This window comes from Kitasatospora sp. NPDC048194 (genome assembly GCF_043202455.1).
Lineage (GTDB): Bacteria > Actinomycetota > Actinomycetes > Streptomycetales > Streptomycetaceae > Kitasatospora.
On the sequence record NZ_JBIDAK010000005.1, the window covers coordinates 78,340 to 95,360 of the forward strand.

Annotated in this window: 14 protein-coding genes and 2 riboswitches; of the genes, 10 read left to right on the forward strand and 4 right to left on the reverse strand. The window is 73.6% G+C overall.

Annotated features, from left to right (window positions below; translation table 11 throughout):
- The first annotated feature begins 91 nt into the window (after window positions 1-91).
- A complete protein-coding gene (gene trpD, locus ACGF07_RS08945; RefSeq protein WP_392896772.1) occupies window positions 92-1,168 on the forward strand; it encodes an anthranilate phosphoribosyltransferase in 1,077 nt (358 codons plus the stop codon).
- Window positions 1,169-1,324: 156 nt separating this feature from the next.
- Window positions 1,325-1,441, forward strand: a riboswitch (SAM riboswitch).
- A gap of 50 nt (window positions 1,442-1,491) precedes the next feature.
- Window positions 1,492-2,871, forward strand: coding sequence for an aminotransferase class V-fold PLP-dependent enzyme (locus ACGF07_RS08950; RefSeq protein WP_392896774.1), 1,380 nt, complete (start codon window positions 1,492-1,494; stop codon window positions 2,869-2,871).
- Between the two features lie 8 nt (window positions 2,872-2,879).
- On the opposite strand, the gene ACGF07_RS08955 is transcribed toward ACGF07_RS08950, so the two are convergent.
- Together ACGF07_RS08955 and ACGF07_RS08960 are read right to left on the reverse strand one after the other, a co-directional pair.
- Window positions 2,880-3,161 carry an Lrp/AsnC ligand binding domain-containing protein gene (locus ACGF07_RS08955; RefSeq protein WP_030240061.1) on the reverse strand — a complete coding sequence of 94 codons (282 nt, stop codon included), beginning with the start codon at window positions 3,159-3,161 and terminating at the stop codon, window positions 2,880-2,882.
- Window positions 3,158-3,985 carry a rhomboid family intramembrane serine protease gene (locus tag ACGF07_RS08960; protein WP_350744507.1) on the reverse strand — a complete coding sequence of 276 codons (828 nt, stop codon included), beginning with the start codon at window positions 3,983-3,985 and terminating at the stop codon, window positions 3,158-3,160. Before ACGF07_RS08960 ends, ACGF07_RS08955 begins: the two co-directional genes overlap by 4 nt.
- Before the next feature lie 200 nt (window positions 3,986-4,185).
- Between ACGF07_RS08960 and ACGF07_RS08965 the strand changes: the two genes are divergently transcribed.
- The 6 genes from ACGF07_RS08965 to ACGF07_RS08990 all read left to right on the forward strand — a co-directional run bounded on the left by ACGF07_RS08965 (window position 4,186) and on the right by ACGF07_RS08990 (window position 11,472).
- Window positions 4,186-4,449, forward strand: a complete 264-nt coding sequence (locus ACGF07_RS08965; protein ID WP_350744509.1) for a hypothetical protein — start codon at window positions 4,186-4,188, stop codon at window positions 4,447-4,449.
- Between the two features lie 366 nt (window positions 4,450-4,815).
- The gene (locus ACGF07_RS08970) at window positions 4,816-6,117 is read left to right on the forward strand and encodes an NYN domain-containing protein (protein ID WP_350744091.1); all 1,302 of its coding nucleotides are present in this window, start codon (window positions 4,816-4,818) and stop codon (window positions 6,115-6,117) included.
- Window positions 6,118-6,327: 210 nt separating this feature from the next.
- On the forward strand, window positions 6,328-7,365 hold the full coding sequence (locus tag ACGF07_RS08975) for an NlpC/P60 family protein (RefSeq protein WP_350744074.1): 1,038 nt from the start codon (window positions 6,328-6,330) through the stop codon (window positions 7,363-7,365).
- 337 nt (window positions 7,366-7,702) lie between these two features.
- Window positions 7,703-7,856: riboswitch (cyclic di-AMP (ydaO/yuaA leader) on the forward strand.
- A gap of 10 nt (window positions 7,857-7,866) precedes the next feature.
- On the forward strand, window positions 7,867-9,000 hold the full coding sequence (locus ACGF07_RS08980) for an NlpC/P60 family protein (protein WP_350744075.1): 1,134 nt from the start codon (window positions 7,867-7,869) through the stop codon (window positions 8,998-9,000).
- Window positions 9,001-9,226: 226 nt separating this feature from the next.
- On the forward strand, window positions 9,227-10,273 hold the full coding sequence (locus ACGF07_RS08985; protein WP_350744076.1) for an NlpC/P60 family protein: 1,047 nt from the start codon (window positions 9,227-9,229) through the stop codon (window positions 10,271-10,273).
- Window positions 10,274-10,440: 167 nt separating this feature from the next.
- A complete protein-coding gene (locus tag ACGF07_RS08990) occupies window positions 10,441-11,472 on the forward strand; it encodes a hypothetical protein (RefSeq protein ID WP_392896777.1) in 1,032 nt (343 codons plus the stop codon).
- Window positions 11,473-11,544: 72 nt separating this feature from the next.
- Here ACGF07_RS08990 and ACGF07_RS08995 read toward each other — a convergent pair whose 3' ends face one another.
- A complete protein-coding gene (locus tag ACGF07_RS08995) occupies window positions 11,545-12,909 on the reverse strand; it encodes a glycosyltransferase 87 family protein (protein ID WP_350744078.1) in 1,365 nt (454 codons plus the stop codon).
- Between the two features lie 214 nt (window positions 12,910-13,123).
- Here ACGF07_RS08995 and ACGF07_RS09000 point away from each other — a divergent pair, with 214 nt between their 5' ends.
- A complete protein-coding gene (locus ACGF07_RS09000) occupies window positions 13,124-14,260 on the forward strand; it encodes a glycosyltransferase family 4 protein (protein ID WP_392896780.1) in 1,137 nt (378 codons plus the stop codon).
- 188 nt (window positions 14,261-14,448) lie between these two features.
- Here ACGF07_RS09000 and ACGF07_RS09005 read toward each other — a convergent pair whose 3' ends face one another.
- Complete coding sequence (locus ACGF07_RS09005; RefSeq protein WP_392896782.1) at window positions 14,449-16,242, reverse strand: AMP-dependent synthetase/ligase; 1,794 nt, start codon at window positions 16,240-16,242, stop codon at window positions 14,449-14,451.
- 326 nt (window positions 16,243-16,568) lie between these two features.
- Between ACGF07_RS09005 and ACGF07_RS09010 the strand changes: the two genes are divergently transcribed.
- The gene (locus ACGF07_RS09010; protein WP_350744081.1) at window positions 16,569-17,006 is read left to right on the forward strand and encodes an SRPBCC family protein; all 438 of its coding nucleotides are present in this window, start codon (window positions 16,569-16,571) and stop codon (window positions 17,004-17,006) included.
- Window positions 17,007-17,021 lie beyond the last annotated feature (15 nt).

Below are 17,021 nucleotides of genomic sequence, written 5' to 3' on the forward strand. Positions count from 1 at the left end.
ACCGCCGTGGGCACCCCGCCGGTCGATAGGCTGGCTCCATCCGTACGGACGTCCCCCGGTGCGGGGGAACCGACAACAGCTGGAGTCAGCCATGGTGAACGTGAACCCTGCGAACGGCGGTAGCGACCCCGCGCAGGTGGTTCGCACCTGGCCGGACCTCCTGGCGGCGCTGTTGAACGGGGAGGACCTCGACCGCTCGTCCACCGCGTGGGCGATGGACCGGATCATGAGCGGCGAGGCGTCCCCCGTCCAGGTGGCGGGGTTCATGGTGGCGCTGCGGGCCAAGGGCGAGTCGGTCGACGAGATCGCCGGGCTGGTCGACGCGATGTACCAGCACGCCGAGCCCCTGGACATCCCCGGGCCCGCGGTGGACATCGTCGGCACCGGCGGCGACCGTGCGAAGACCGTCAACATCTCCACCATGTCGGCGATCGTCGCGGCGGCCGCCGGGGCCAAGGTGGTCAAGCACGGCAACCGGTCGGCCTCCTCCGCCAGCGGCTCCTCCGACGTGCTGGAGAAGCTCGGCGTCGCGCTGGACCTGTCCGCCCGGCGGGTCGCGGAGGTGGCCGAGGAGGTCGGGCTCACCTTCTGCTTCGCGGCGAAGTTCCACCCCTCGATGCGGCACGCCGCCACCGCCCGGCGCGACCTCGGCGTGCCGACGGCCTTCAACATCCTGGGGCCGCTGACCAACCCGGCCAAGGTCACCGCGCACGCGATCGGCTGCTTCGACACCCGGCTGTCCGGGCTGATCGCCGGGGTGCTCGCCCGGCGCGGGGCGACGGCTCTGGTGTTCCGCGGCGACGACGGACTGGACGAACTGACCATCACCACCACCTCGCGGGTGTGGCTGGTGCGCGACGGGGTGGTCACCGAGACCACCTTCGACCCGCGGGACGTCGGCATCGAGCTGGTCGGCATCGAGGCGCTGCGCGGCGCCGACGCCGCCCACAACGCCGAGGTGGCCCGCAGGCTGCTGGCCGGGGAGCGCGGGCCGGTGCGGGACGCCGTGCTGCTGAACACCGCGGCGGCGCTGGTGGCGCTCGACCTGGGCGACGCGCCGCTGGCGGAGCAGCTCGCGGCGGGCATGGCGCGGGCGGCGGAGGCGATCGACTCCGGCGCCGCGCAGGACCTGCTGCGGCGCTGGGCGGACGCCACCAGCCATAGCTGAGGCGCCTCCTGGGCCCGTGCCGGTTCGCCGGTACGGGCCTACCGGTGTTCCCCGGGCCGCCCGGCACGGACGCTCCGGAGGCGGCGGGCGACACCGCTGTCCGGATGCTGGATGCCCGTTTGACCACCCGACGGGCCCGACCTACAGTCTTGGCCAGGTCATGAGCGACAGCGCCAAGCCCCAGCTTGCTGTCCGGCAACCCTCCGTCCGTGGCGGGGTGCCCTGGGTGAGGACCGGGTCGCCGGCGAACCGTCCGTGCGACAAGCGCGGACGCCCGACGACTGGCACTCCCGGGGTCCCCAACCCCGAAGGAGTGCGTCCCCATGTCCCTCTCCACCGAAATCTGCGCCCCGCTCGCCGTCCTCGGCCACGACGTCCAGGTCCCGCTGGCCAGCGGGGAGAAGGTCGGCTACGCGGCGCTCGACTACGCGGCCTCCGCACCCGCGCTCCAGCGGGTCTGGGACGACGTCGCCGCCTACGCGCCGTACTACGGCAGCGTCCACCGCGGCGCCGGGTACCTGTCGCAGCTCTCCACGGACCTCTTCGAGCAGAGCCGCCGGACCGTCGCCGACTTCCTGGACCTGCGCGACGGCGACCAGGTGGTCTTCACCCGGGCCACCACCGACTCGCTGAACCTGCTGGCCTCCGCCGTTCCGGCCGGCACCCGGGTGTTCGCCTTCGAGACCGAGCACCACGCCTCGCTGCTGCCCTGGGCGCACGCCGGGCTGGAGGTCGACTACCTGCGGGCGCCGCGCTCCCGGGCCGAGGCGGTGGTCGCGCTCGACGCCGCGCTGGCCGCCGCGCCGGAGGGGCCGAAGCTGCTGTGCGTCACCGGCGCCTCCAACGTGACCGGCGAGCTGTGGCCGGTCGCCGAGCTGACCGCGACGGCGCACCGGCACGGTGCCCGGGTGGTGCTGGACGCCGCCCAGCTGGCTCCCCACCACCGGGTCTCGGTCCGTGAGCTGGGTGTCGACTGGATCGCCTTCTCCGGCCACAAGCTGTACGCGCCGTTCGGCGCCGGTGTGCTGGCCGGCCGCTCGGACTGGCTGGACGCGGCCGAGCCGTACCTGGCCGGCGGCGGGGCGACCCGGACGGTGGCGCGCGAGGCCGACGGCTCGGTGGTCGTCCAGTGGCACACCGGCCCGGCCCGGCACGAGGCCGGCTCGCCGAACGTCATCGGCGCCTACGCGATCGCCTCGGCCTGCCGGGCGCTGACCGAGGCCGGCTTCGACGCGCTGGAGGCCCGGGAGCGGCTGCTGGTCGAGCGGCTGACGGCGGGGCTGGCGGAGATCCCGCAGGTCAAGGTGCTCAGCCTGTTCGGTCCGGACTCGGCCCGGGTGGGCGTGCTGTCCTTCGTCGTCCAGGGCTGGAACAGCTCGCACTTCTCGGCCGCGCTGTCCGCCGAGTACGGCATCGGGGTGCGCGACGGGCTGTTCTGCGCCCACCCGCTGGTGCGGACCCTGCTCGGGGACGAGGAGGTGGCGCCCTCCGAGTGCGGGGCGCCCGAGCCCTCGCTGCCCGGTGAGCGCAGCCTGAACGCGATCCGGGTGAGCTTCGGCGCCGGGACGCCGGACGAGCACGTCGAGCGCTTCCTGACCGCGGTCCGCGAGCTGGTCACGGACGGCGCCGCCTGGAACTACCGCAACGAGGGCGGCCGTTGCGTCCCCACCGTGGAGGTCGACCGCAGCCGCCGCGAGGGCTGAGCGGGGCGCTACTCGTCCAGGCCGAGGGCGAAGGCCGCTTCCAGGTCGTGCTGGGAGTAGGTGCGGAAGGCGATCTGGGTCTCGGTGTGGGCCACGCCCGGGACCTTGTTGAGCCGGCCCGGGATGACCTCGGCCAGGTCGTCGTGGCGGCGCACCCGGACCATCGCCACCAGGTCGTAGCCGCCCGTCACCGAGTAGACCTCGCTGACGCCCTCGATGGCCGCGATGGCCTCGGCGATCTCCGGGATGCGGTCGACGCTGGTCTTGATCAGGACGATGGCGGTGATCACTGTTCCGGCTCCTTCGTGGGGTGCGGCCAGCGTATCGGGCCCCGGCCGGGGCGTCTCGGGGGGTGGCGGACGACCGTGCAGGCGTAGAGGAATCCGGCGGAGAACCCGATCACGTGCACCAGATAGGCCACCCCGGGCCCGGCCGAGTGCACCGACCACCACTGGAGGGCGAACCAGAGGCCGAGCACCAGCCAGGCCGGGAAGCGCAGCGGAAGGAAGAGGAGCAGCGGAACCAGGGTGGTCACCCGAGCGCGGGGGTGGAGGCGCAGGTAGGCACCGAGCACGGCGGAGATCGCGCCCGAGGCGCCGATCAGGACCCGGGTGGAGTCCGCCGAGTGCGCCTCGGCGAGCGCGAAGCCGTACGAGGCCAGGCTGCCCGCCGCCAGGTAGAAGAGGAGGAACCTGGCGCGGCCGAGCCGGCGCTCGACGGTGGGGCCGAAGACGTAGAGGAAGAGCAGGTTGCCCAGCAGGTGCAGCCAGCCGGCGTGCAGGAAGAGGCCGGTGAGGGCGGACACCGCGGGGTGCTTGCCCGGGGTGGGGGAGGCCGGGCAGCCGGGGACGGGGTCGGGGGCCTCGGCGAGCTGCTCGGCGGTCAGCGGGTGCCCGGTGAGCAGTTCGGCGGGGACGGCGCCCCAGCGCTGCTCGTACCGCTGCTCGGCGCAGACCCGGGCCTGGTCCCGGCCGTACAGCGGGTTGAGCCCGGCGGCCGGGCCGAGCAGGAAGACCAGGGTGTTGACGGCGATCAGGGCATAGGTGACCGCCGGGGCGGGCACCGTCGGGCGGCCGTCCCGCGCGTCGGTGTGGTCGGTGGCCGCGAGCGCCATGGGGCCAAGCATCCCTGGGGACGGCGCCGGTGACACGGCGGTTTACGGCAGGTGGGCTAGCCCCCGTGTTCGAGAACCGGTGGTCCTGGCGGTTGCCCCAGGCAATAGGCTGGGAGCGGGCATTCCCGCCTCCCGCCGCCGACGCCGGGCCCCGGGGGGAGCGCCTAGCCCACCCAGGGACCAGCCGAGAGGATCCCCCGATGACCGTCCCCGCCCTGACCGCCGAGACGCGCTGGCGCTGCACCCTGTGCGGCAACCTCACCCGCTTCGACGTGACCCGCACCGCGCGGGTGACGGAGTTCCTGCACTTCGACCTGGCCGGCGACTCCGAGGTCGAGGAGACCGAGGTGCTCAGCGAGACCGTCGAGTCGGTGCGCTGCCGCTGGTGCAACGCGGTGGACCAGGTCGAACTGGTGGCGCGTCCGGGCGCCGGGGCCGCGGAGGGCGTTGCCGAGCAGGGCTGATTCCCGCCGGTGCGGCGGACGGAGCGCGACGCGCCCGTCCGCCGCACGGGACAATACAGAACAAGACGCACGGAGCGTGACGACCGGGGCGGCCGCGGCCGCCCCCGCTGGACCAGGATCGGAGCCGAGGACGTGGTGGACGCAGCGAGGGAGCCCGCGGACGCGCAGGGACTTCAGCCCGCTGCGCCGGCACCGGGGCGGGGCGCCGGGGCGGTCCCGCCCGAGGCACCTCTGCCGGATGCCGGTTCGCCGGAGCAGGCTTCGGCTGACACCAGCGAGTCCGCCGACCGGTCCGGTGGGTCCGCAGCCGAGACCAGCGGGTCCGGTGCCGGGTCCGGTGCCGCCGCGGAGCGGTCCGTCGAGAAGCTGGACCGGCCGCTGCCCGAGGGAGTGCGCCGGCGTGTGGTCGGCCTGGCCTCGGACGCGCTCGGCGGGCTGCCGCCCGCGGAGCTGCCGCAGAGCCTGCGTCAGTACGTCAAGTTCACCCCCGCCCGGCGGGCCAAGTACGCGGCCACCGCGCTGGCGGCGGCGCTGGAGTCGGAGCCGGCCTTCCGGCTGCGGATAGCGGAGCGGCTGCGGCTGGGCCAGCCGGACCTGGTGAAGGCGCTGGAGTCGGGCACCGTTCCCGGCGCCGCCGATCCGATGGACGTCGCCGCCGCCGCCTACCTGGTGAGGTCGGCCGGTTGGAGCCGGCTGGTCGCCGAGGCCGGCGAGGAGGTCGAGCGGGCCGGGGCCGAGGACGCGGCGGCGGAGGCCGGCCGGCTGGTGGAGAAGCTCCAGGCGGAACTGGCCGAGGTGCGGGCGGCCGCGCGGGCCGACCTGGACCGCCAGCGCGCGGAGTTCGAGGGCGTCCGGCGGGAGGTCGAGTCGCTGCGCAAGAAGGTGCGCTCGCTGGAGAGCGACACCCGCCGGGCGCAGGCCGAGACCCGGCGGGTGACCGGGGAGCTGGAGGCCGCGAAGGCGCAGGCCGCGGCCGAGCGCAGCGCGGCCGAGAGCGAGGCGCGGCGGCTGCGGCACCGGGTGTCCGAGCTGGAGAACGCCGCCGAGCAGGGCCGCCGTTCGGCCCGCGAGGGGCGCAGCGTCGAGGACATGCGGCTGCGGCTGCTGCTGGACACCGTGCTGCAGTCGGCGCAGGGACTGCAGCGGGAGCTGGCGCTGCCGGTCTCCCAGATCCGCCCGGCGGACCTGGTGGAGGCGGTGGTGCCGGGAGCGGCCTCGCCGCACGACGTGGCCCGGCGGGGCCTGGCCGAGGACGATCCGGCGCTGCTGGACCAGCTGCTGGCGATCCCGCAGGTGCACCTGGTGGTGGACGGCTACAACGTGACCAAGACCGGCTATCCGACGCTGCCGCTGGAGCAGCAGCGGATCCGGCTGCTGGGCGGACTGGCGATGCTGGCCCAGCGCACCCAGGCGGAGGTCACCTGTGTGTTCGACGGGCAGGACCTGGACGTTCCGGTGATCATGGCGCCGCCGCGCGGGGTTCGGGTACGGTTCAGCCGGACCGGAGAGACGGCGGACGAGCTGATCCGCCGTCTGGTGCGCGCCGAGCCGCAGGGCCGTCCGGTGGTGGTGGTGTCCACCGACCGGGAGGTTGCGGAGGGCGTGCGGAAGGCGGGCGCGCGCCCGGTGGCTTCGGTCCTGCTGCTGAACCGGCTGGCCCGGCCCTGACCTCGGGCGGTGCCGTTCGGTCCGGCGTGACGCCTGGTCAGTGCCCGTTTTGCGAGGGTGTGCGGATCCCGTGAAGTCAGCGTGGGAACCGGAGTTCACGCCTTCGGGGGAGTGGCAAAACGGATAGATCTTCACTAGGGTCTGGCGTCAAACCTATTTTCCGGAATCTCACTCGATCGGGTGAGTCCCATGGAAGAAGGAGCCGCTCCCTTGGCCTCCCACCGCCGTCCCAAGCAGCCGAGCCGCGCGCGGGTCTCCGTGCTCACCGCTGCCGCTGCGACCGCGGTCGCCCTCTCCGCCCAGGTCGCCGCGCACGCCGCGCCGCAGCCGAACAAGGCCGACGTCAAGGCGCAGATCGACCAGCTCCAGCAGGAGCAGGAGCAGGCGGCGGAGAAGTACAACGGCGCCAAGGAGCGGGCCGACCAGCTCCGCAAGCAGGCCGACCAGCTGCAGGACCAGGTGGCCCGCAGCCAGGACCAGATGACCCAGCTGCAGACCGGCCTGGCCGAGGTGGCGGGCGAGCAGTACCGCACCGGCGGCATCGACCCGTCCGTCCAGCTGATGCTGTCCTCCGACCCGTCCGGGTACCTGGAGAAGGCCTCCAGCGTCCAGCAGGCCAGCACCAGCCAGACCGAGGCGCTCAAGGGCCTGCTCGACCAGCAGCGCCGGCTGGACCAGGAGAAGGCCGAGGCCGCCGCCGTGCTGGCCTCGCTGGACTCCACCACCAAGGACCTCAACCAGGCCAAGGCGGACGTCAACCAGAAGCTGAAGGCCGCCCAGGACCTGCTGAACTCGCTCAGCGCCGCCGACCGCGCCGCGCTGAGGGCCCAGCAGCAGCAGGACGACCGCGCCTCGCGCGGCAGTGCCCGGGTCGACCTCAGCAGCCTGCCGCCGGCCAGCGGCTACGCGGCCGTGGCCGTGGCCAAGGCGATGAGCAAGCAGGGCTCGCCGTACGTCTGGGGCTCCACCGGCCCGAACACCTTCGACTGCTCGGGCCTGATGGTCTGGTCGTACGCCCAGGCCGGCGTCTCGCTGCCGCGCACCTCGCAGGAGCAGGGCAACGTCGGCACCCGGGTGCCCTCGCTGGACCAGGCCCAGCCGGGCGACCTGGTGATCTACGGCAGCGACCGGCACCACGTCGGGATGTACATCGGCAACGGCATGGTGGTCCACGCGCCGCACACCGGTGACGTGGTGAAGGTGATGAAGGCCGACGCGATGCCGATCAACACGATCCGCCGGGTCTGACGGCCCGACACGCCCGAGGGGCCGCGCTCCGGCCCTGTGATCCGCGCCACCCCCGACCGGGGTGGCGCTTCGGGTTCACCCGCCCTTCGGCCGCTTGTTTGAGGTTTGATCAGCTTTCCGTGCGGCGGCGATCACCAACGGTCATTTTCACAAGGGGACATGGGTCATCTTCTGGATTTTTTCTGACAAGGATTTGAACGGATCACGGTTCAGTTACTAGGGTCGTGCCCCGAACCACCGCACTGTCGATCACCCAGCCCGGGTGGCGGCGGTGGTTACCGCCGAGTTCGCGAAGCAGCGGGGCAGCTCGAAACGACTGTCCGACAGGGGAGCCCAGCAGTCCGGGGCGCTGTGGAGCGGAGCCGGGGAACCACGTTCCTCCGGGGTGAATCGGCGCCAGGTCGGCCGGTACCGCGGCCGTGAGGCGTCGTAGGGCATGCTTCCGGCCCGAACCCGTCAGCTCACCCGGTAGGCGGACGTAGGAAGAAGGAGTCCGCCTTCGTGGCGTCCCATCGCCGTCCCAAGCCCGCCAGCCGCGCCCGGGTCTCGATCATGACCGGTGTCGCCGCGGCGGCCGTCGCCCTCTCCGCGCAGTCCGGCGCGCACGCCGACCCGCAGCCGACCAAGGACCAGGTCAAGGAGCAGGTCGACCAGCTCAACGAGCAGGCCGAGCAGGCGACCGAGAAGTACAACGCCGCGCAGGAGAAGCAGCAGGCGCTGGAGAAGCAGGTCTCCGGCCTGCAGGACCAGGTGGCCCGGCAGCAGGCCCAGGTGACCGACCTCCAGGGCGGCCTCGCCGAGATCGCCGGGGAGCAGTACCGCAACGGCGGCATATCCCCGACCGTCCAGCTGATGCTCTCCTCCAGCCCGGACAACTTCCTCAACCAGGCCGGCGCGCTGAACCAGGCCGGGGACACCCAGAAGAACCAGCTGAAGGAACTCCAGGCGCAGCAGCGCAAGCTCGACCAGGACCGCAGCGAGGCCCAGAGCAAGCTCACCGAGCTGGAGTCCACCACCCAGCAGCTGAAGGCCTCCAAGGACGAGGTCCAGAACAAGCTGAAGGCCGCACAGGACCTGCTCAACACCCTGACCGAGCAGGAGCGCCAGGCGATCCGCCAGGCCGAGGAGAAGGCCGCCGCCGACGCCAAGGCCCAGGCCGACGCCGCCGCGAAGGCCGCCCAGCAGCAGGCCGCCTCCGACCGCGCCTCGCGCGACAGCGGCCGCACCGACATCGGCTCCGGGAGTTCCTCCTCGCCGGTCGTCAAGCCGGCCGCGCCCGGTAGCTCGCACGGTGCCGCCGCGCTGTCCGCCGCCGCCTCCAAGGTCGGCAGCCCGTACGTCTGGGGCGCCACCGGCCCGAGCTCCTTCGACTGCTCCGGTCTGATGGTCTGGGCGTTCAACCAGGTCGGCGTGTCGCTGCCGCGCACCTCGCAGGAGCAGGCCGGCGCCGGCACCCGGATCGGCTCCGACATCTCCCAGGCCCAGCCCGGCGACCTGCTGATCTTCTACAGCGACGCCCACCACGTCGGCATCTACGCGGGCAACGGCCAGGTGCTGCACGCGCCGAAGCCGGGCGCCTCGGTCCGCTACGAGGCGGTCTCCAACATGCCGCTGGCCTCCATCGTGCGGGTCTGATCCGTCCGAAGGCCTCCGCAGGCCCGGTCCTCCCACTCGGAGGGCCGGGCCTGCGGCTTTGCGGGCGGCTCGGGCTGATGTCCGATTAGGGGGCGAATATTCGGGTCCGGAGGGGTTTGGACTCGCTTGCCCGGACTCGCTAACGTCTGCCACCGGACTCCCGCTCGACGGCCGCCCACCGGGGTGCGGCCGCGGGGCCGCGCTGCAGATCGGAGCCGCCGCCGCCATGTCCGTGCACCGCCGTTCCCACCTGCTCGCCCGCGCCCTGGTGCTCACCGCGGCCGCCACCACGGCCCTGGGTGTGGCGACCGGCGGCAGCGCCCAGGCTGCTCCCGGTGCGCCGGACGCGCCCGACCGCAAGGACGTCAAGGCCCAGGTCGAGCAGCTGTACGACGAGGCCGAGCAGGCATCCGAGAAGTACAACGCCGCGCAGGAGGCCCAGAAGCGGCTGCAGAGCGAGACCACGGCCCTCCAGGCGGAGGTCGCCGCCGCCCAGGACCAGCTCAACGAGCTGCGCGGGGACCTCGCGACGGTGGCCGGGGCCGAGTACCGCGGCGGCGGGATGAGCCAGACCGCCCAGCTGATGCTCTCCAGCGACCCGGAGTCCTACCTCGCCCGCGCCCGCACCCTCGGCCAGGCCGCCGAGCGGCAGCAGGAGACCCTCCACGAGCTGGTCACCCGTCAGCGCCGGCTCGACCAGCGCCGCGCCGAGACCGCGGGCAAGCTCGCCGAGCTGGACCAGGCCCGGCGCTCCCTGGCCGAGAACAAGCAGCAGATCCAGCAGCGGCTGGCCGCGGCGCAGAAGCTGCTCAACGGCCTCGGCGCCGCCGAGCGGGCCCGGATGGTCGTCCAGGACGCCAAGGACGCCGAGCAGCGCGCCACCCGCGGCACCGACCGGCTGGACCTCGGCGCCACCCCGCCGGCCTCCGAGCGCGGGGCGGCCGCACTGGCCGCCGCGGTGCGGATGATCGGCTCGCCGTACGTCTACGGATCCACCGGGCCCCGCGCCTTCGACTGCTCCGGTCTGATGTACTACAGCTGGCGGCAGGCCGGAGTGACCCTGCCGCGCACCTCGCAGGCCCAGGCGTACGCCGGGCAGCGGATCAGCCTCTCCGAGGCGCGACCGGGAGACCTGGTGATCTTCTACCGGGACATGCACCACGTCGGGATGTACGCCGGCGGCGGGGTGATGGTGCACGCCCCGTACCCGGGGGCCAAGGTGCGGTACGAGAGCGTCACCACGATGCCGGTCTCCGGGGTGGTACGGCTCTGAGCACGACCCCCTCCGGCCCGGACGACCACCCTCCGATAGGCCCGGCCCGCTGCGTCCTGTCCCGGCGCGCTGCGCTGCTGCTGGCGGCCGGCGGGCTGGCCCAGCTGTCGCTGCCGCCCGCCGCGCCGGCGGCCCCGGCCGGGCGGCCGGCGGACCGGGAGGCCGAGGTGGCCGGCCTGCTGGCCGAGCGGGCGGGTTCGCTGCCCGCCCGGTCCGGGCTCGCGGGGGCCGAGGCGGTCTACCGCGACCTGGTCCTCTCCCCGGGCGACGGGCCGGACCGATCGACCGCCACCGCCGAGCTGGCGGTGCGGATCGCCGGGTACGACGAGTACCCGGTGGTGTACCCGCGCCGGATCGAGCTGGTCCGCGCCGCGGGCCGCTGGCGGGTCGAGCGGGAGGAAGCCGCGGGCGGGCCCCCGGCGCCGTGGGACCTCGGCGAGGTCCGCACCGCCCCCGGAGAGCGCTGCCTGGTGCTCGGCCTGGCCGGCGGACCCGATCCGACCGGGCTGGTCGCCGTGGCGGACCGCGCGGTGCCGGCCGTCAGCGCCGTCTGGGGCAGCGCCTGGCCGGGCCGGCTGCTGCTCGAACTGCCCGCCGAGGAAGCCCAGTTCGCCCGGCTGCTGGGCGGCGACCCGGCGGACTGGGCGGGCATGGCGGCCGTCACCGTGGCCGCTCCCGGCGCGCCCCGGCACACTCCGGCGGACCGGGTGGTGGTCAACCCGGAGGCCTTCGGGCGGCTCAGCGCCTTCGGCCGGCAGGTGGTCGTCACCCATGAGGCGACCCACGTCGCGACCAGGGCCGACACCCGGGCCTGGACCCCGCTGTGGCTCTCCGAGGGCGTCGCCGACTGGACCGCCTACCGGGACTCCGGGCGCAGCCCCCGGCAGATCGCCCCCGAGCTGGCCCGGGACGTCGCCGCCGGGAAGCCGCCCACCGCGCTGCCCGCCGACCGGGACTTCACCGCCGGGGCCGCCGGCATCGCCCAGGCCTACGAGCAGGCCTGGCTGGCCTGCGAGCTGATCGCCCGCCGCTGGGGCCCCGACCGGCTGGTCGCCCTCTACCGGGCGGTCGGCGCGGGTGACGGGCAGGGCGAGGACCGGGAGCAGCGGATCGACCGGCTGCTGCGCGCCGGGCTGGGCGTCGGGTCGGCCGGGTTCACCGCGCTCTGGCTGGCCGAGGTCGCGGCGCTGAAGGGCTGACGGCACCCCTGGCGCGAACCCGGACCGGGGCGTGGCCTCAGCGCCCGGCCGGGGTGTTCGACTGGCGCGCCCTCAGCGCCCGGCCGGCGTGTTCGGCTGGTCGATGCCGTCCAGCAGGTCCTGCTCGTACGCGATGCCCGGGCGGACCGGGTAGGCGGACGCGGGCGGCAGCGCCGGGGCCTTGTCCAGCACCACCGTGGCCGGCAGGGCCGCCTGGGCGCGGGTGGAGCGCCAGAGCCGGATGCCGGAGAGCACCGCGGCGGTCAGCAGCAGCAGGTTGCGCAGCGTCAGGACGGCGATCGCCCACGGGTCGCTGGCGAGGACCTGGGTGAACATGGTCGGGAACTCGACCAGGGTCAGCGGGCAGGCGAGCAGGATCAGCAGGGCCACCGGCCGCTGGCTGGTGCCGCGCACGGTCAGGCAGACCGCGGCGACGCCGATCAGCCAGACCAGGTACTGCGGGCTGATCACCCGGCTGGTCACCACGAAGACCAGCAGCGCGCACAGCGCGGCGTCGTACATGGTGGCCGCGTTCCGGCGGCGGGCGGTGAAGCGCCACAGCAGCAGCCAGAGGAAGCCCAGCACGGTGCCGGCCATCATCACCTTGCTGATCACGCTGACCCACGGCCCGAGCATCTCGGGGGAGCCGTAGTTCATGGTGACCCGGCCGCTCCAGCCCCCGGCGATCCGGGCGAAGTGCAGCGGCAGCGCGCCGACCGACTCGACCTCGATGCCGCGGTCCGCCTGGAAGGTCAGGAAGTCGAAGGCACCGTTCATCCCGGCCGCGAGCAGGAAGCCCACCGAGACGGTGGTGGCCGCGGCGAGCGTCCAGGAGCGGCGGGTGCGGCGGCCGGAGGGGGTGCCGATCAGACCGAGCAGCGGCCAGATCTTGACGATGCCGCCCAGGCCCAGCAGCAGCCCGCCGACCGCCGGACGGCGGATCAGTGCCAGCAGACCGGCCAACGCCAGGGCGGTGACCAGGATGTCGAAGCGGTTGTAGATCATCGGGCCGAGCAGCGGGACGCCGACCACCCACATCCAGGCGCCGGTGAGCGCCCGGCCCCGGCGCAGGCCGGTGCGGACCAGCAGCGCCGCCGCGGCGGCGTCGGCGATCCCGCAGATCACCCAGAAGGAGACCAGGTACGACCAGGGCAGCAGCCCCGGCAGCAGGATCACCAGGGCGGCGCCCGGCGGGTACTGCCAGGTCACGTCGTCGAACGGGAAGGTGCCGGTCTGCAGCACCCCGTACCAGGCGTGATAGATCATCCAGACGTCGGCGGTGATGTCACCGCCGGGCGCCCGCAGGACGCCGGTCATCAGCAGCACCAGCACGGTGCGGGTGGCCACCCAGGTCGCCCCGAGGGCGGCGAGCGCCCCGAGCGGGCGGCCGAGTCGGCCGCGTGAAGAACCGGACTCGGTGGCCGGGGCCAATTCCACTGCGCTCCCTCGTTCGTCTCGGACGTCCCCACCGGAGGCGTCGTACTGACGGACGCCCGGGCCGCGATCCGCTGCGGCCTAGGTACTAGGACTGACCCGGGGGTCAAACGGTTGCCGTGAGCGGTTCCGTTCCCGGCGGGTCATGGTGTTGACCTATCGTACGGATCACCCAGCGGTACACCGAGCACCCCCCGACCGAGCGAGCCGTGGCCTGATGCACAGAACCTTGATCGTCACCAATGACTTCCCGCCCCGCCCCGGGGGCATCCAGGCGTTCGTGCACAACATGGCCGTCCGTCAGCCCGCCGGGAGCGTCGTGGTCTACGCCTCCACCTGGCGGGACGGCAGCGAGGTGCGGCGCTTCGACGCCGAGCAGCCGTTCCCGGTGATCCGGGACCGCACGAAGGTGATGGTTCCCACACCGCGGGTCGCCCGGCGGGCCGCCGAGATCCTCCGCGCGGAGAAGTGCGATTCGGTCTGGTTCGGCGCCGCCGCGCCGCTCGGGCTGATGGCGCCCGCGCTTCGCCGGGCCGGGGCGGGGCGGCTGCTGGGCATGACCCACGGCCACGAGGCCGCGTGGGCCCAGCTGCCGGTCTCCCGGCAGCTGCTGGGACGGATCGGCGCCGGCACCGACGTGCTCACCTACCTGGGCGAGTACACCCGCTCGCGGATCGCCGCCGCCGTGGGTCCGCAGGCCGCGGCGCGGATGGTGCAACTGCCGCCCGGCGTGGACGAGACGACGTTCAACCCGGATTCCGGTGGTGCGGAGGTCCGCCGCCGGCTGGGGCTGGCGGACCGTCCGGTGGTGGTGTGCGTCTCCCGGCTGGTGCCGCGCAAGGGGCAGGACACCCTGATCGAGGCGATGCCGCAGATCCTGGCGGACGTGCCGGACGCGGTGCTGCTGATCGTCGGCGGCGGCCCGTACCGGGCGGACCTGGAGAAGCTCGCGGACGCCCGGGGCGTACGGGCCTCGGTGCGGTTCACCGGTTCGGTGCCGTGGGAGGAGCTGCCCGCCCACTACGGGGCCGGGGACGTCTTCGCGATGCCCTGCCGGACCAGGCGGGGCGGGCTGGACGTCGAGGGCCTGGGGATCGTCTACCTGGAGGCCTCGGCGACCGGGCTGCCGGTGGTCGCGGGGGACTCCGGCGGCGCCCCGGACGCGGTGCTGGAGGGCGAGACCGGGTACGTGGTGCCGGGCGGCTCGGCCACGGCGGCCGCGGAGCGGATCGTCCGGCTGCTGCGGGACGAGGAGCTGCGGCGGCGGATGGGCGAGGCCGGGCGGCGCTGGGTGGAGCGCTCCTGGCGCTGGGACCTGCTGGCCGGGCGGCTGACCTCGCTGCTGGCGGTCTAGCGCGTCCGCACGCGTCCGCGCGGGCACAGCCCGTGGCGTGGGCGGGCGCGACGTGGCCCGCGTGACATGAGCGGGCGTGACGCGAGCGGGCGTGACGCGAGCGGGAGCGATGTGAGCGGGAGCGATGTGAGCGGGCCCCGCCTCCGGGGTAGGAGGCGGGGCCCGCTCAGGTCACCGGTCCGGTGCGACTACTTCCGGTAGAGCGCCTCGATCTCGGCGGCGTAGTCCTTCAGCACGACGTTGCGCTTGAGCTTGAGCGAGGGCGTCAGGTGCCCGCTCTCCTCGGAGAACTCGGTGTCCAGCAGGCGGAACTTCTTGACCGCCTCGGCGTGCGAGACGGCCGCGTTGCCGTCGTCCACGGCGGACTGCAGGGCGGCCAGCAGGTCCGGGTCGTCGGCGAGCTCGGTGACGGTGGCGGTGGCCGGCTTGCCGTTGAGCTCCTTCCACTTGGGGAAGAAGTCCGGGTCGACGGTGATCAGGCAGGCGACGAAGGGCTTGCGGTCGCCGACCACCATGACCTCGCCGACCAGGGCGTGCGCCCGGATCCGGTCCTCGATCACGGCCGGGGCGACGTTCTTGCCGCCCGCGGTGACGATGATCTCCTTCTTGCGGCCGGTGATGGTCAGGTAGCCCTCGGAGTCCAGCGAGCCGATGTCGCCGGTGGCGATCCAGCCGTCCTTGAGGGTGTCGGCGGTGGCCTGGGGGTTGTTCCAGTAGCCGGTGAACACGTGCGGGCCCTTGAAGAAGACCTCGCCGTCCTCGGCGATGCGGACGGAGGCACCGGGGACCGGCTGGCCGACCGTGCCGATCTTCGGCTTGTCCCACGGGTTGAAGGCGGTGGCCGCACAGGTCTCCGTCAGGCCGTAGCCCTCCAGGACGGTGAAGCCGATGCCCCGGTAGAAGTGGCCCAGCCGCTCGCCGAGCGGGGCGCCGCCGGAGATGGCGTGGGTGGCCCGGCCGCCGAGGGCGGCCCGCAGCTTGTTGTAGACCAGCTTGTCGAAGACCGCGTGCTTGATCCGCAGCACCAGGCCGGCGCCGCCGGCGTCCAGCGCCCGGCTGTAGGCGATCGCGGTCTCGGCGGCCTTGTCGAAGATCTTGCCCTTGCCGTCGGCCTGGGCCTTGGCGCGGGCGGTGTTGTAGACCTTCTCGAACACTCTGGGGACGCCCAGGATCAGGCTCGGCCTGAACGCGGCCAGCTCGGCGGTGACGTCCTTGATGTCGGAGACGTGGCCCAGCTTGATCGGGGCCATCGCCGGCGCGATCTCGGCGATCCGGCCGAGCACGTGGGCCAGCGGCAGGAAGAGCAGGACGGAGCTGTCACCGGTGCGGAACAGCGGGGCCAGGCGCTCGACCACGTTGCCGCACTCGGCGAGGAAGTTGCCGTGCGTCAGCTGGCAGCCCTTGGGACGGCCGGTGGTGCCCGAGGTGTAGACGATGGTGGCGATCGAGTCGGGGCCGGCGATCGAGCGGCGCTGCTGCACCGTCTCGTCCGGGACGCCCTCGCCGGCCCGGGCGAGCGCCGCGATCGCACCGCCCTCGATCTGCCACAGGTGCTTCAGCCCCGGCAGCCGGTCGCGGACCTCCTCGACCACCTTGAGGTGCTGGTCGGTCTCGGCGAGGACGGCGACCGCGCCGGAGTCGCCGAGGATCCACTCGACCTGCTCGGCGGAGGAGGTCTCGTACACCGGCACGGTGATCGCGCCGGCCGTCCAGATCGCGAAGTCCAGCAGCGTCCACTCGTACCGGGTGCGCGACATGATGCCCACCCGGTCGCCCGGCTCGATGCCCGAGGCGATCAGGCCCTTCGCCGCGGCGTGCACCTCGGCCAGGAACTGGACCGCGGTCAACTCCTGCCAGTGGCCGTCCACCTTCCGGCTGAGCACCGCGACGTCCGGGTGCTCCTCGGCGTTCCGGTGCACAGGGTCGGAGAGGTTACCGCCGCTCGGTACCTGGTAGAGGGCCGGAAGGCTGAAGTCGAGCAAGACTGCTCCTCGTTCGCGACGCTGCGGGACGGCAGGACGTTACTGCCCGGTAGGCAGCTTCGACCAGAGGGGTCGGCCCCGGTGTTCGAAGTGTCACACCCGGCCGGGTCGGACCAGGTGGTGACCGGGTCGTTCGACTGGCACCCTACGGCAGCGCCCAGGTGACCGGCCGGTAGCATGCCCCGCCGCCCGGCTCGCACCGCCCGCCGCCGGTGCCCGCGCGGACGAGTCGTTCGCCGGTCGCGGTAGCCTGCTCCGGGCGAACCCGGGTCGAGCGCGCGTCGATCCGCACCGGCAGGCAGAGCGACGAGGCGGAGGGCCATTCCATGGCGGAGCACACCAGGTCGAGCATCACCATCGACGCGACCCCGGCCACGGTCATGGCCGTGATCGCCGACTTCGCCGCCTACCCGGAGTGGACCGGCGAGGTCAAGGAGGTCGAGGTCCTGGAGACCGGCGAGGACGGCCGCGCCGCACAGGTGCGACTGCTGCTGGACGCCGGCGCGATCCGCGACGAGCACGTCCTCGCCTACACCTGGGACGGCGACCGCGAGGTCGGGTGGACGCTCGTCCGCAGCCAGATGCTCCGCTCGCTGGACGGCTCCTACACCCTCGCCCCGCTGGCCGGCGGCGACCGCACCGAGGTCACCTACCAGCTCGCCGTGGACGTCAAGATCCCGATGCTCGGCATGATCAAGCGCAAGGCCGAGAAGGTCATCATCGACCGCGCCCTCGCCGGACTGAAGAAGCGCGTCGAGGGCTGACGGCGGCGGATCGGG